Origin of the sequence: Exiguobacterium sp. LL15, from assembly GCF_024436095.1 — a bacterium.
In the GTDB taxonomy this organism is placed as follows: Bacteria; Bacillota; Bacilli; order Exiguobacteriales; family Exiguobacteriaceae; genus Exiguobacterium_A; species Exiguobacterium_A indicum.
The window spans coordinates 195,768-209,865 of record NZ_JANFNX010000002.1 but is presented as its reverse complement, the minus strand read 5'-3'; the positions used below and the strand labels follow the sequence as shown (position 1 = coordinate 209,865).

Here is a 14,098-nt window from a genome sequence, read left to right as displayed (position 1 = left end):
TGTTTCGCCTCCTTGTTCCATTTCAAATAGTTCCAAAAGGAACAATTACTTATATGAATTAAATTACGCTGATTATTTTCGATTGTCAACGAAAAGGCAATGTGAAAAATCACATAGTTTTGCTATGCTCAAGGAAGACAAGGAGTGAGCATAGATGAGACATGAAATGGGCTTATTCGAAGAACCGTTTCGTTCAATCGAACAAGGACGAAAGACCGTCGAGATCCGACTAAATGATCCAAAACGACAACAGGTACACGTCGGTGATCAGATTCGGTTCACCCATACGGAAACGAACGAGAAATTACTTGTCCGTGTAACAAAACGACAAGTCTTTCCTGATTTCCGAGCGCTTTATGAACAGATCGCAAACGAAGCTATCGACTGTGTCGGTTGGTCGCTCGACGAACTCGTGACGTCGACTTACTCGATCTATTCACCGGAAGCCGAGCAACAGTACGGGGCACTGGCTCTGACGATCGCATTAGAACCATAAAAAAACGTCTTTTCTACGCTTACAGTAGAAAAGACGTTTTTTCGATTCATTCCGGTTCGACGTGAACATGGATATCGTAGACACCATATTCTTCCGTCAGCGTATCCTCGACACGTGTCGCAATATCGTGCGCCTGATGGATATTCAAGGTGGAGTTGACAAGGATGACGACATCGACGACTTCATTGTTGCCGTAGTTACGTCCTTTGATTGACTTGATCCCTTTGACACCTTCGAGATCGAAGATGACATCTTCATACATCTTCAGCTTCTTCTCATCGAAGCCATCCGTCAGTTCGTGTGACGCTTCCGTAAAGATGTCCCACGCTGTCTTACAGATCAAGAAGCCGACGATGATCGCGGTCACGACATCAAGCCATGGCATGCCGAACTGTGATCCGACGATTCCGATCGTCGTTCCGACACTGACCCACGCATCGGATAGATTATCTTTCGCTGCTGCCATGACGGCTTTGCTTTCAATCTCCTCGGATAACTTCTTATTGTAGCGGTAGACGAAGTACATCACGAGAGCTGAACCGATTCCGACGTATGCTGCGAGAATATCCGGTGACTCCTGTTTGCCTTCAAACAACGTCGAGATCGTATCGATCAAGACTTGAAGACCGACTGCCATCATGATGAAGGAAGCTACGAGCGAGGCAATCGTTTCACTTTTCCAGTGTCCGTATTTGTGATCGTCATCTGCCGGACGTTGTGAAATCCGTAAGCCGATCAAGACAGCGATCGACGCGATGATATCGGTCGCGTTGTTCAAACCATCCGCCCGGAGTGCGGCAGAATCTGCTGTATACCCAATGATTAATTTTAAAGATGATAACAAGATATAGGCTGCGATACTGATCATCGCACCGCGTTCGCCGCGTTTTAGATTATCGTATTTTTGTTGTTCCATTCTCGTCGCCCCCACTTTCTCTGCGATTAGCAAACCTCATCGTACCAGTCGGAAATCGAGTGGGTCTAGAGAAATCATTTTGTTTCGAACTAGGTAATTAACAAATATACAACAATGTTTCCCTATACCAAACCAAATTCGATTGAGTCATGTGGCTCTTTTCAAGAAAATCAGTAGCATTATCTTAAAGAGCAACCAACTTTTTTGACTTGTCAGACTCTTTGACGAACATAATTCGTGCAAGTTCTGAAGGGAATCGGTAGACTAAAGGTACAACACCAAGAGGAGGAGTTCTCACAATGGCAGAATTCATTAAGAGTGAAGAAACATTCAAGGAATTGATTTCAAGTGACGCACCGGTCATCATCAAGTTCGAAGCAGACTGGTGCCCGGACTGCAAACGGATGGATTACTTCATGCCGGACGTCGAGTCACAATTCGACCACTTACCGATCCACACGATCGACAAGGATGAGTTCCCTGAAATCGCATCGAACCACGATGTCATGGGAATCCCAAGCTTGCTCGTCTTCAAAAACAATGAAAAACTGGCGCACTTGCACAGTGCAAATGCTAAAACACCAGAAGAAGTGACAGCCTTCTTAAAGCAAAACTTCAACTAAGCAAAAATAACCTGACGCCGCAGCGTCAGGTTATTTTTATGTATCGATCTGATTTGGGTGCTACTTCAATCCATCTCAGCTTTTCTTAAAAAAGATACGGGTGAATAGATTCGTAATCGTTCCCGCTATCGCTGCTTCGATCATAGCGACGACTACAATCGCTAAAACATCCTGCATGCCTAGTGTTCCTAAGAAATTAATGAGGTTCAGAATAAAAAATAAAATAAAGAAAATGAGATAATCTCGCTTTCGCATCGTAGTCCTCCTACTCAATACATATTTGTCGTCTTTTGTCGCTACAACACTACCATACATAATGATTTCTAAGGATTACATAATTGAAAGGAACAACGAGCCTCTACAAAAAAGTAGTCTTTCTCCCGCTCGAGAAAGACTACTTTTGCTTATTTAACGTTCACACGCGATACCGTCTTTATCCCGGTCGCTCTTCGTGTTTACGTTATACGTCGCAAGGCTCACGTACGCCTTGTACTTTGTTGCTTTGTAGATCGGTTTTCCATTCTTGTCATACCCTGTCCGATTTTTTAGCCCCGCTTTTTTCGCAACGCCGCCTTTGTACGTCTTTTGCATTTCCGTACAGTTTTTAAAGGCTTTTGCTTTCGTTGCCGCTTCACTAGCTGCTGGAACATGGATCAAGGCGAGACTGACGACACCCGCGAGTACAAGCCGACTCCATTTTTTCATAGGGATTCCTCCTTTTTTTCAAAAAACAACGATTCGTCTTTTGATTATAAGAGGTTATTTTTAAAAAATGGCTATTTTTTTAGAATTTATATCAATGGTTACATTTTTTGAAATTCAGCGAATATAATGCGGACTAACGAGTTCACCTTTTAAAATTGACGTCGGAATCTTAAATTCGACGATGCCCATATATCCTGGAGCGATACTGTACTCGTCAAACGACAGGACTAATTTGTGATCTGCCGTAATATAAAAGTTTTGTTTTGCGGAAATCTGCTTGAACTGCTCGTCCTCCGGTACATCCGGTGTTCCTTCGACGAAGTAGACTTTCCCTTCATCCGTCTTCATTTGCCGACGCATCTCTTCTTTTAGGTAATCACTGATCGTCGTGATATATCCGTCATCCTTGAACAAAGATGGTAATGTCAGGATGAGCTGTTGTTTCTTATCGATCGTATCGTACTGGACGCTTTCTGATGCACTCGCCCGTGTTTCAGTGACGGTTCGACCGATCGACAACAAGTCTTCCGTATCCGTCTTGACGTCATAGCGGCTATCGACGGCAAATGCCCCTTCCTGTCCGTGCGTCTCCTGCTCAAACTTTTCGTAGAGCGCTTGTCCTTCCGCAATATACTTTTCGTTCAATTGTTGCTCGAGTGCCTTGTCCGGTAACGTCACTTGAGGAGCTTTAATATCAGCCGACTGCTGTGTCTTCGTCTCTTTCCAGTCAATCGTCACGATCTCAGTCAGCTGACCAAAAACTGGCACCTTCGCCATCGCGTCCGCAAACGACGCATTACTATTTAATCCACCAACGAATAACGTGATCGCGGCGGCTGTGATCAACACGGAGCGTTTTGTCCGCGAAGGACGCGTCCGGCGCTCGACTTGTGCAATCATCTCATCGAGTTCTTTTGGAACTGGTGGTTGTTGGTAAGCTTGTTTCAGATCGTCAAGTTTGTTCGACATCTAAATCATCTCCATTCAATTTCATTTTCAGTAAGGTCAATCCTTTATACAGCCGGGACTTGGTCGTACTTAAATTCAGCTCTAAAATCGTCGCGACGTCTTTTAAGATCAAGTCCTCGAAATAGTGTAAGATGACGACTTCCCGGTACATGACCGGTAGCTCCTCAAGCGCCTGTCGTAAATCGGAATCCGGGTATGTATCTTCTTTCGTCGCGACGAGTTCGATCAGTCGATCCGTGTCGTAACTGATACTATGCTGACGCTTCCGGATTGCATCAATCGCTGTTCGTGTCAAAATCTGATAGAACCAAGCTTTCATCCGTTCCTCATCCTCGAGTCGGTCGAGTGACTGTAACGCTTTTTGGATGCTGTCCTGAATGACATCCAGACTATCCTGTTCATTTTTCATATAACTGTAGGCTAACCAGTAGAGATTCGGTTTGTATTGCTTTAAAAAACGGACGAATGCTTTTTCCCGTTTTCTCATTTGGCGAGAGGTCATAGGCCGCGGCTCCTTTTTTCGATATCGTTCTGTGTATACATCATTAAGACGGGCGAGTCGAGAAAAAAGTTGACGACACAACAAAAAAAGGTGACACCAGGTCACCTTTTCATGGAGCAGACTTCATTAAGATCAGTAGAATCAATAGAAGCGGGACGATAAACAGCAACGGAATGCCAATAATCGTGACACATCCTATATCGACTTTTCGCTGTTTTCGCTTTTCTCGTCTTCCTGTCTGTTCTTCACGTTCATTCACGGGACTTAACATACGATTCACCTTTTCTACTTAATAACGCAAGTGTCGCGATGTATCACTCCATACTTTCACCTGAAGCAAAATGAGCGCGATACCGTACAGGACACTCATGTATAACGAAAATTCACCAAATAAGACATTCGTCCAAGCGTTTAACCCAAACAATGGAACGACAAAAACGATGTACAGTAAAAATTCAAAGCTTGCAAGCAGATCAAACCAAAGTGTCTCTGAAAATGATCCTTCGAGTAACCAGACACCATAGATGTACAACGTCGAAATCAGACCAAACCAAAGATACTTAGCGATTAATCGGTACATCTTCTCTTCCTTTATGTAAAACAGCGAGCCGACTAAATAGCCGAACCAAATGACTGAAGCGATGCTTTGCCATCCATTCACTGTTCCGTCGGGATGAAGTATCGCGGACCAGCCATTGATGCCAATCATACTCATTATAATTAACAGAAAGAGCAGTCGATATGGTATATTCCTTTGACGCATGATATGTTTCCTCCCCAAAGCATAAGTACCTATCTTTTCTTTTACTTAATATTCCATATGATGGGTTTCATTCCTCTTCCATTTCAATAAATTATTCGTCTCTGTCGTTTAAACCACAACAAGGCAATGGACGTGTCCATTGCCTTGCCTTAGTCATTCCTTCACTTTGAGATTCACATCATCAATCGTTACGTCATGGACAGCGAACGGCGAACCTTCTGCGCGTCCCATCAAGAACTTCAACGCACCTGTATCAGCTTGTCCCATCGTAAACGTATAGCTATACGTTTTCGGTGTTGCCGTGATTGGCTCGACTTGACTGAAGTAACGCGTGTACGAAGCATTTTCGATCGTTACTTCGATCGGACGCGGCACGGTCGACGATGCCGTGAAACTCAATTCATATGTTTTACCTTTCGCGAGTGACAAGTTTCCTTGCTCGAGCAAGACACTCCATGGTTCTTGTCCTTCCGCTCCGATCTTTATGCGTGCTGCTTCATTGACAGCTTCGATAGCGGCTTGCGCATCATAGTGGATGTATGACGACCATGACGTCAATCCGTTTGCGAACGAACCGTTTTTCAGTGGTGATGGATCGACCGGAACCGGTGTCACATCGATCAATTCCACATCATCAAGCGAGATTTTTCCAGCTTGTCCACTGAAGTCAAACACAAGCTGATTGTCTTCTGCCGTTTGTGTAGCCGTGAACGGAATGTCGACAGTCGTTGCTTGTTTCGTCAACGGTACAGTCGTCTGCTTCAATTGCTCTTGTGCCCCAGTGATTTTCACCTGAAGTGATTTCGCTTTTTTCGCACCTGCTGTGAATCGAAGCTGATACACATGCCCAGCTTCTAGTTGAAGTCCCTTTTGCGTTAAACGTGCCGTCGTTTTTTGTCCATGTCCTTCATAACGGAAATCACGTGACTCAGGATTAACAGCCCCTGTCGCCCGCTTGTTACCGTCGAAGTGCCAATACGTCAAACGATCCATCGCCCCTTGATCGAACGTCCCGTTATAGACGAGGTTCCCGTCCGCGAGTGCCGGTTTTGTTGCATCTTCATCGATGACACCGCGTGGAATCTGTTCGACACGGACGTTCCCAATCTGGACACCCGCTTTTTCGAGTCCGAGGTTGAACTCAAGACGCGCCGCGAGATCCGTCTCTGCCGCCATATCAAACGTGAACGTATGCCGTTTGACGCTTGGTGTCAGAGCAATCGACTGTTCATTTGAATATTTCGTGTAGCCACGCTCTGCTCCACCGCCGACTTTGACCATCATCTTCCGGTCTGCTGTGCTGCTCGCGTCAAAGCTGACTTGGTAACGTCCACCTTGCGCAAGGGATACGTTTTGAATCAGTTGGTGAGAATACGTTTGTGAACCAGGCTGATCAATCGTGACGTCTGCCATCCGTTGCCCTTCTTTTTCAATGATCGCAAGGCTTCCTTTGCCACCGAAGTCTGGGAGCGTGACGTAGTTCCAGTACAGCGGATCAAACGACTGATTACCAGTGATCATCGTGACCGGTTGTTCAAATGCCGTGTCGTAGACGAGATTGCCGTCGATCGGTTGCTTGGCTCCATCCGGTAATGTCACGTTTTCGTAGGTCGGTTCGACCGGTTCGCGGTACGATCGATTTTTCAAATCATAGACGCGAACATAATCAACTTCCATCTCGGCTGGGAACTTCGTTGTCGCATCGACTTCACCATCGAACCAACCGCCGACCGCGAGGTTCATGACGAGATAGAAGTTTTGGTCGAACGGTGCCGGATAACTATAGTTCGTTGCCGCGTTCAAGCCTTTACTGTACCAATCGTTTTGTGTTTGATAGAGGTTGCCGTCAACATACCAACGGAGTTCGCCCGGCTCCCACTCGACCGCGTACGTATGCCATTGGTCGATGCGTTGTCCGTCTGGGAAGTGATAGTCTTTCCCCGTATATTTATTGTTTGGCCAGTTTTCTCCGTAGTGAATCGTTCCGGCGACCTTGTCCGGCTGACTGCCCCAAGCTTCCATGACGTCAATCTCACCGGACGCTGCCCAGGCCCCGTATTTATCTTGCTCCGGTAACATCCAGAACGCAGGCCAAAGCCCTTTTCCAGTCGGCAGCTTCGCTTTGATCTCATAACGACCGTACGTCTTACTAAACAACCCTTTCGTCTTCAGCTTCGCCGACGTGTAATCGTATGTACCGAGATCATCCGTCGTCTTTTCCTGTTTCGCCTTGATGACGAGTTTCCCGTTGCGAATAAACGAGTTATCTTGCTTCGTCGTATAGTATTGTTTTTCATTGTTGCCCCAACCGGGTGAGACCGGTTGTCCGTTCGCATCCTTGATCCAGTTCCCCGTATCATAGGTCCATTTCGTCCGGTCGAGTTGTTTCGCCTGAAACTCATCCGACCAGACAAGCTTCCACTTCGTCTCTTTTTTGTCTGCCTTTGCGTCGACCGCTTGACCGCTCAGCAATAAACCGGTCCCGACCGCCAGTGCTACCCATGTCTTCATGTCTGTTTCCTCCTCTTAGTCAAAAAGAGGCAAGGACGAATGTTCGACCTTGCCTCCTTTGTCACGCTTCTTGCGGAATCGTTGCCTTATGTTGCTCGATGACGCCCGCATACCAGTGGGCGCTGTCTTTCCAAATCCGTTCCTGTGTCTCGAAATCGACGTAGAGAATCCCGAAACGCTTATCATAGCCGAAGCTCCACTCGAAGTTGTCGAGCAGTGACCAAAGATAATAGCCTTGGATATTCATCCCTTCTTCGTTTAAGTCAGACACAGCTTGGAGATGCTGTGCGACGTAATCAATCCGGTTCTGGTCAGCGACGCGACCATCGACTAATTCATCGTCGAATGCCGCACCGTTTTCCGTGATGTAGATTGGTAAGTCCGTATACTCGGCACGCAAACGACGAATCAAGTCCTTGAATTCGCTCGGTGCGATATCCCAGCCCATGCCTGTTTTGTCATAATCCGAGTACGCATCCTTCTGCAGGAAATCGTTCGCAGCACTGAACTCGACGAGGTTGCGGCTGTAGAAGTTAATCCCAAAGAAGTCACACGGGACAGAGATCGTCTCCATGTCGCCTTCCTCGATGAACGCGTACGAATGGACGTATTTCGAGAACAGGTTCATCATGTCGACTGGATACTGACCTTTGAAGACTGGATCGAGGAACCACCGATTCGCATATCCGTCTGCATTGTTCATGGCCAGCTGATCGTTGATGGAATCCGTCTTCGCATACTTCGGTGCCAAGTTCAACGTGATACCGATCGGTGTGACCGATTTGAATTCACCCTTCAACAGTTCGACTGCTTTTCCGTGTGATAACAACAAGTGGTGCACGGCACGAACGGCTTCGTTCATATCCGTATGACCCGGTGCATGTTGTCCGAGATGGTAGCTAAGGAACCCGGCACACCATGGTTCATTATGTGTGATCCACGAGTCGACGATCCCGTCGAGCTCCGCAAAACACGCGCGGGCGAAATCAAGGAACCAGTCGACCGATGCCCGGTTGATCCAGCCGCCTTCTTCATGTGCCCAAAGTGGTAAATCCCAGTGATACAACGTCACAGCCGGCTTGATGCCTTCAGCCCGCAGACGTGTCGCGAGTTTCTTGTAGAACGCCATCCCTTCCGGATTATAGACCCCTTTTTGCGGGAAGATCCGTGGCCAGGCAATCGAGAAGCGGTACGTGTCGACGCCAAGACGTTTGATGTGCTGGATGTCCTCTTCATAACGGTGGTAATGGTCACAAGCGACATCACCGTTATGTTTTTCGAAGACTTTTCCGTCCTCATCACAAAAGGCATCCCAGATCGAAGGCGTACGTCCGCCTTCGTTGTGGGCTCCTTCGATCTGATACGACGACGTCGCCGTCCCGAATACGAAGTTCGGTGCAAATTTCATATGTGTAATCTCCTTTAAGCTACTTATTCTTTAACGGCACCTGCCGAGATACTGCTGACGATATATTTCGAGAGGAACAAGAAGGCGATCATGATCGGTACGACGGAAATCGCGATCCCGAGATAGAGCGAGCCTAAGTTCTCTGCGACTTGTGAACCTTTCAAGAAGCCCATCAAGACCGGTAACGTATACTTCTCTGGAGAGAAGAGTAAGACGAGCGGCATGATGTAGTTGTTCCATGAACCGATGAACGTAAAGATCGACATCGTCGCGATCGCCGGCATCATCATCGGCAAAGCGATCGTATGGAAGATCCGGAACTCACTCGCTCCGTCCATCCGTGCTGCCTCGATCAGACTCGGATGCAAGACCGTCTGGACATACTGTCGGACGAAGAAGACCGTGAACGGACTTGCGATCGCCGGAACAATCAATGGGATATAGCTATCAAGCAACCCGAGATTTTTACTTAATTCATAGAACCCGATCAATCCGAGCTGACCCGGAACCATCATCATGACGAGCATGAAGACGAACATCGCGTTCTTCCCTTTGAACTGATAGAAGGCGAATCCGAATGCTGTCAACGCCGAGAAATACCCTGATAAGACGGTGACTAGGACAGCGATGATCAAACTGTTCTTGAAACCGGACCAGATGTTGACGTAAGAACTGAGTGCGGCGTAGTTTTCAGCGAGCGAGTTCCCCGGAATCAACGAGAATCCGGACAAGACTTCTTCGTTCGAGCGCGTCGCGTTGATGATCATCATCAAAAACGGGATGATACAGGCGATCGTTAAGACGACGAGACCAATATAGATGACACTTTTACCGAACCAGGCTTTCTTTTGTTTCGGTGGTGGCGTCAACTTGAGCGGGCGTTCGACACGCTCCGGTTGTTCCTCCGTTTGTGGCACGATCCGACGTGCTTCTGCATTTCGTTCCATCGGTCAGGCTCCTTTCGGTGAACGTTCTTTTCGGAACATCCCTTTGAAGACGATGATTGAAAAGACGAGCGTGATGGCAAACAGTCCGTATGCGACAGCAGCGGCGTAGCCATAGTTGTTGTATTTGAAAGCTTGGTTATAGAGATAGAGCACCATCGTGTTCAAGGCACCATCTGGCGCACCGACACCATCCGTGATCAACATCGGCAGGTCGAACAATTGCAGACCACCGATTAAGGACGTGATCATGATGTAGAGCAAAATCGGTTTTAAGAGTGGCAACGTGATGCGTGAGAAGATTTGCCAACGTGTCGCTCCGTCAATCAAGGCTGCTTCGAAGTAGTCCTTCGAGATCCCAGATACGCCCGCCATGACAACGATGAACGAGTGACCGAGCCACATCCATGTCAGGATGAGCGAGACGGAAATTTGTGCCGTCACCGGTTGCGTCAACCAGTTGATCGGCTCCGAGATGATTCCGATTTTCATCAACATCATGTTCAGTGAACCATGCTGCCAGTCGAGCAAGATGCCGAACAATAAGGCGACCGAGCTGATCGTGATCAAGTTCGGCAAGTAGAACGTCGCCCGGAAGAAGGCAAGCCCTTTTAATTTCAATTGGAGATCCGAGAACAATAAGGCGAGTAATAACGCGCCGCCAATCTGAAGGATGAAGTTAAGACCCCAAATCTTCAGAGTATTAAAGAACGCTTCGATGAAGTACGTATCCCCGAGTAACCGCGTATAGTTCGCGAGTCCGACGAGTTGTTCGCCTTCAGCGCCCGTGTAGTTCGTGAAGCTGTAATAGAAAGTCAAGGCAACCGGATAGATGCTGAAGATCAAGAAGACGATCCAAAACGGTGCGATGAACAGATACCCATGGCGATCGAGTTTTTTCACAGGTCAAACCCCTTTCTTAAACAAGAAGAGGTGAGGCGAGGATCGCCCCACCTACTCTCCTTATTCCGGTACTTTTACGTCCGGATACGCGTTTTTGACTTTTTTGTAGAATTCAGCAAGTGCTTCGTCTTTTGATTTTTTACCTTGGACGTATTCCATGACCGATGCACCATACAATGTATCGAGCTGCTGGTCATACTTCGTGACGATTCCTGGTGTGATCTTGTCTGCTTGATCAAGGAAGAACTCATAGTTGTTCTGTCCGCCGAGGAACTCATCTTTGAAGTCGGTCTTGATTTTTTCAGTAACTGGTTTGTACGCTAACACGTCACCTGTTTCTTTTGCCCAATCTGTTAGGAACGCTTCGTCTTGTGTCATCATCTTGACGAAATCATACGCAAGCTTTTGTTTCTTCGAATCTTTGTAGACACCTAACCACGTACCGCCCCAGAAGTATGGGCTCGGTCCGCTTGTGACAGCCCAGTCACCCGCTGATTTTTTCGCGTTTTCTTTGAGAACACTGTGAAGACCCCACGTCGGGAGGACGTAAGAGAAGACTTCTGTTTCAGTCTCTTTACCGTTTTCTTTGACTTTGACTGGTTTATCCATCCCTGCGAACCATGATGGTGACCATTCTGGTGCAAGTGCTGTATATTGTTTCGTCCGAAGTTCTTTCGCGTAATCCATGTAATCCTTCTTGTCTTGCGTCAAGACGAGTTCTTGCTTATCGTTGACCCAAGGTTGTGGATCATTCCCTTGTGCGAACCAACGGATCGATCCTTCATCCGGGAACATCTTGTAGCCTTTACTCTTCATTTTTTCAGCGACTTCGAAGACGCCGTCCATCGAGTCCATCATGCCGCCGATTTCTTTTGGATCGTCTGTACCGAGAACTTTTTTCGCGATGCTTCGTTTGTAGTAGACGCCACCTGGTGTCGTTTGCCATGACAGCGCACGCACGTTACCGTCCTTATCTTTCCCCATGTCATAGACGTACGGGATGTAGTCATCTTTGACTTCGCCTGCGTTGAATGGTTTTTCAGAGAGGTTCGCCCAGTACCCAGCATCGACCCACTGCTTGAGGAACGCAATCTCACCTGTGAAGATATCCGGTGCGCCGACGCCACTTTCAAGAGCTGGTTTCAATTTCGTCGGGTAGTCGGCGATCGGCACGATCGTCAATTCGACTTTGACTCCGTTTTTCTCTTCGAACTTTTTGATAGGTTCTTTTAACTCATCCGTGAACGACCAGATTTTCAAGACTTCTTTCCCGCCGCTCGTTTTTTCTTCGCTGCTTCCTGTACATCCAGCAAGGACGCTTGCTGTTAACGCACCGACTGTTAACACGCTAACTAACTGTTTCTTCATCTCATCTCATCCTTTTATTAAGTATTCCGCTTATAGGTAAGCGGTTTCAATTTGTTATTCAAAAATATCGAAAGCGCTTTCGAAAAGGCTTTAAAGAAAATTCCCGAAAGCCCTTTCGGAAAAAGTGATAAAAAATGATTTCGAAATCGCTCTCGCTTTTCCTCACTGACAACGAGCGAGAGCGATTCCGAAACAACCATTGTGTTATTCAGGTACTGGACCTGTCGATTGACGAACCATCAAGTTAACCGGGATGACATCGCGTGTCGTGACCCGTTTTTTGTTGACGATCTGTTCAATCAAGACTGATGCTGCGTGCTGACCGATCGTTTCCGTATCTTGTCGGACCGTCGTCAACTTCGGTGTGATGTACTGCGCCATGTAAATATCATCGTACCCAACGACCGAGATGTCTTCTGGAATCCGTAAACCGGCTTCATGAATCGCCTCAATCGCACCGATTGCCATTTCATCCCCGGCAACAAAGACGGCTGTCGGTCGATCAGGTAATGCTAGCAACTCGTTCATTGCCCGCTTGCCTTCTTCTCCGGAAAAGAATCCGCCATTGACGAGATAGCCGTCTGGAATCGGCAAATCAAGTTGTTCCATTGCTTGCTGATAGCCTTCAATCCGCGCTCTTCCGGCATCTGTCGACGTATCCCCTGCAATGTGGGCGATCAGACGATGACCGAGTTCGTGCAAATGATTGATGGCAAGTGTGCCCCCGGTAATGTTATCCGAGTAGACGACACTACAATCGGCACTATCCATGTCGACGACGACGATTGGAATCGTACTTTGAATCAACTCCTGGACGTGCTGGTCCATCTGATCGGAGCAGATGACGACGATGCCGTCGACTGCCCGGTGTCGGAAATGCTCGAGGTAACTCATATCACGATTGCGTAAGTTCCGCGATGCGAAGATGAGGTCATACCCTTGTTGTTCTGTTGCTTTTCGGAAACTCTCAATGATCGCGTTGAAGAACGGATGCATCATTCCGACGCCATGTGCTTCCGAGAACATGACACCGATCGTCCACGAACGTTTCGTCGAGAGCGACTGGGCGTGCGCGTTCGGTAAGTATCCCATCTCGGCTGCTGCTTGGACGATTTTTGCTTTCGTCTTTTCGCTGACATCCGAATAATTATTTAAGGCTTTTGAGACCGTTGTAATCGAAAAACCGGTCATCTTCGCTAAATCATAAATTGTTCCCATGCTACTCACTCCATTTCACCGAAAGCGCTTTCGATAAATTTAGTATACGAAGTCTCTCTGGAAGTTGCAACCTATTTTTTTATGAAAAATCAGATAAATTGAAAACGTTATCATTTATACTGGATTCAATACAAAAAGAAATCGATTTTTCTTTTAATACGAACAAATGTTTGGTATACTTAAAAAAACACACTTCGCCTTTTTTAGAGAGGAGCTTTCCCATGCCAATCAATCCGTATCTTGTCTTCAACGGCAACACGCGCGAGGCAATCACGTTCTATGCACAGGTTTTCGGTCAAGAACTACCGGACATCATGGAGTTCGGACCAGGTCCCGGTCCTGATGGTCAGCCCTATCCAGAAGAGATGCAGTCACTTGTTCTACATGCTGAACTGATCGTTCATGGTACCCGCTTAATGTTCTCAGACGCAATGCCACATGATCCGGTCACGATCGGTCAGAATGTTACCTTGGCGCTACACTTATCTGACGTGGATGTGTTACAGAAGACATTTGATCAACTCGCAAAAGACGGTAACGTCATCATGCCGATCCAAAAGACATTCTGGAGTGAAGCATACGGAATCGTCGAAGATACGTTTGGTGTCCAGTGGCAAGTCAATCATGTAGTGAGTGAAGTGCCTACCACTTAATATTTTCAGGCGACTTTTATTACAAAAGTCGCCTTTTCAATGCAATTAATTCAAAGTGACCTTTTTAACTTAATAATATGATTCATTATCTAAATGTCTAATTGTTAAATAATACAATT

At 46.9% G+C, this 14,098-nt stretch carries 16 protein-coding genes; 3 read left to right on the top strand and 13 right to left on the bottom strand.

Annotation, left to right across the window (positions count from 1 at the left end):
• The first annotated feature begins 154 nt into the window (after window positions 1-154).
• Window positions 155-496, top strand: coding sequence for an ASCH domain-containing protein (locus tag NOM72_RS12430; protein WP_055970007.1), 342 nt, complete (start codon window positions 155-157; stop codon window positions 494-496).
• A 46-nt stretch (window positions 497-542) separates the two neighbouring features.
• Here NOM72_RS12430 and NOM72_RS12425 read toward each other — a convergent pair whose 3' ends face one another.
• Complete coding sequence (locus NOM72_RS12425) at window positions 543-1,412, bottom strand: cation diffusion facilitator family transporter (RefSeq protein WP_023466924.1); 870 nt, start codon at window positions 1,410-1,412, stop codon at window positions 543-545.
• Window positions 1,413-1,711: 299 nt separating this feature from the next.
• On the opposite strand from NOM72_RS12425, the gene NOM72_RS12420 reads away from it, so the two are divergent.
• On the top strand, window positions 1,712-2,035 hold the full coding sequence (locus NOM72_RS12420; RefSeq protein WP_023466923.1) for a thioredoxin family protein: 324 nt from the start codon (window positions 1,712-1,714) through the stop codon (window positions 2,033-2,035).
• 75 nt (window positions 2,036-2,110) lie between these two features.
• Here the strand turns inward: NOM72_RS12420 and NOM72_RS12415 are convergent, their stop codons facing one another.
• The 12 genes from NOM72_RS12415 to NOM72_RS12360 all read right to left on the bottom strand — a co-directional run bounded on the left by NOM72_RS12415 (window position 2,111) and on the right by NOM72_RS12360 (window position 13,326).
• Window positions 2,111-2,290 carry a hypothetical protein gene (locus tag NOM72_RS12415; RefSeq protein ID WP_035399099.1) on the bottom strand — a complete coding sequence of 60 codons (180 nt, stop codon included), beginning with the start codon at window positions 2,288-2,290 and terminating at the stop codon, window positions 2,111-2,113.
• Window positions 2,291-2,443: 153 nt separating this feature from the next.
• Window positions 2,444-2,740, bottom strand: a complete 297-nt coding sequence (locus tag NOM72_RS12410; RefSeq protein WP_035399100.1) for an excalibur calcium-binding domain-containing protein — start codon at window positions 2,738-2,740, stop codon at window positions 2,444-2,446.
• A 114-nt stretch (window positions 2,741-2,854) separates the two neighbouring features.
• The gene (gene rsiV, locus NOM72_RS12405) at window positions 2,855-3,709 is read right to left on the bottom strand and encodes an anti-sigma-V factor RsiV (protein WP_255999264.1); all 855 of its coding nucleotides are present in this window, start codon (window positions 3,707-3,709) and stop codon (window positions 2,855-2,857) included.
• Window positions 3,693-4,196, bottom strand: a complete 504-nt coding sequence (locus tag NOM72_RS12400; protein ID WP_047392144.1) for an RNA polymerase sigma factor SigV — start codon at window positions 4,194-4,196, stop codon at window positions 3,693-3,695. The genes rsiV and NOM72_RS12400 overlap by 17 nt, the downstream gene beginning before the upstream one ends.
• 124 nt (window positions 4,197-4,320) lie before the next feature.
• Window positions 4,321-4,470, bottom strand: a complete 150-nt coding sequence (locus tag NOM72_RS12395) for a hypothetical protein (RefSeq protein WP_255999263.1) — start codon at window positions 4,468-4,470, stop codon at window positions 4,321-4,323.
• A 30-nt stretch (window positions 4,471-4,500) separates the two neighbouring features.
• On the bottom strand, window positions 4,501-4,926 hold the full coding sequence (locus NOM72_RS12390) for a hypothetical protein (protein ID WP_255999262.1): 426 nt from the start codon (window positions 4,924-4,926) through the stop codon (window positions 4,501-4,503).
• A 201-nt stretch (window positions 4,927-5,127) separates the two neighbouring features.
• Window positions 5,128-7,485, bottom strand: a complete 2,358-nt coding sequence (locus NOM72_RS12385) for a carbohydrate binding domain-containing protein (protein ID WP_255999261.1) — start codon at window positions 7,483-7,485, stop codon at window positions 5,128-5,130.
• Window positions 7,486-7,546: 61 nt separating this feature from the next.
• Window positions 7,547-8,893, bottom strand: a complete 1,347-nt coding sequence (locus tag NOM72_RS12380) for a GH1 family beta-glucosidase (protein WP_255999260.1) — start codon at window positions 8,891-8,893, stop codon at window positions 7,547-7,549.
• Between the two features lie 23 nt (window positions 8,894-8,916).
• Window positions 8,917-9,840, bottom strand: a complete 924-nt coding sequence (locus NOM72_RS12375; protein WP_082627437.1) for a carbohydrate ABC transporter permease — start codon at window positions 9,838-9,840, stop codon at window positions 8,917-8,919.
• Window positions 9,841-9,843: 3 nt separating this feature from the next.
• Window positions 9,844-10,740, bottom strand: a complete 897-nt coding sequence (locus NOM72_RS12370; protein ID WP_023466912.1) for a carbohydrate ABC transporter permease — start codon at window positions 10,738-10,740, stop codon at window positions 9,844-9,846.
• A 60-nt stretch (window positions 10,741-10,800) separates the two neighbouring features.
• Window positions 10,801-12,108, bottom strand: coding sequence for an ABC transporter substrate-binding protein (locus tag NOM72_RS12365; protein WP_064300565.1), 1,308 nt, complete (start codon window positions 12,106-12,108; stop codon window positions 10,801-10,803).
• Window positions 12,109-12,312: 204 nt separating this feature from the next.
• On the bottom strand, window positions 12,313-13,326 hold the full coding sequence (locus NOM72_RS12360; protein ID WP_255999259.1) for a LacI family DNA-binding transcriptional regulator: 1,014 nt from the start codon (window positions 13,324-13,326) through the stop codon (window positions 12,313-12,315).
• 221 nt (window positions 13,327-13,547) lie between these two features.
• Here NOM72_RS12360 and NOM72_RS12355 point away from each other — a divergent pair, with 221 nt between their 5' ends.
• Complete coding sequence (locus tag NOM72_RS12355; RefSeq protein ID WP_255999258.1) at window positions 13,548-13,979, top strand: VOC family protein; 432 nt, start codon at window positions 13,548-13,550, stop codon at window positions 13,977-13,979.
• Window positions 13,980-14,098: the final 119 nt, after the last annotated feature.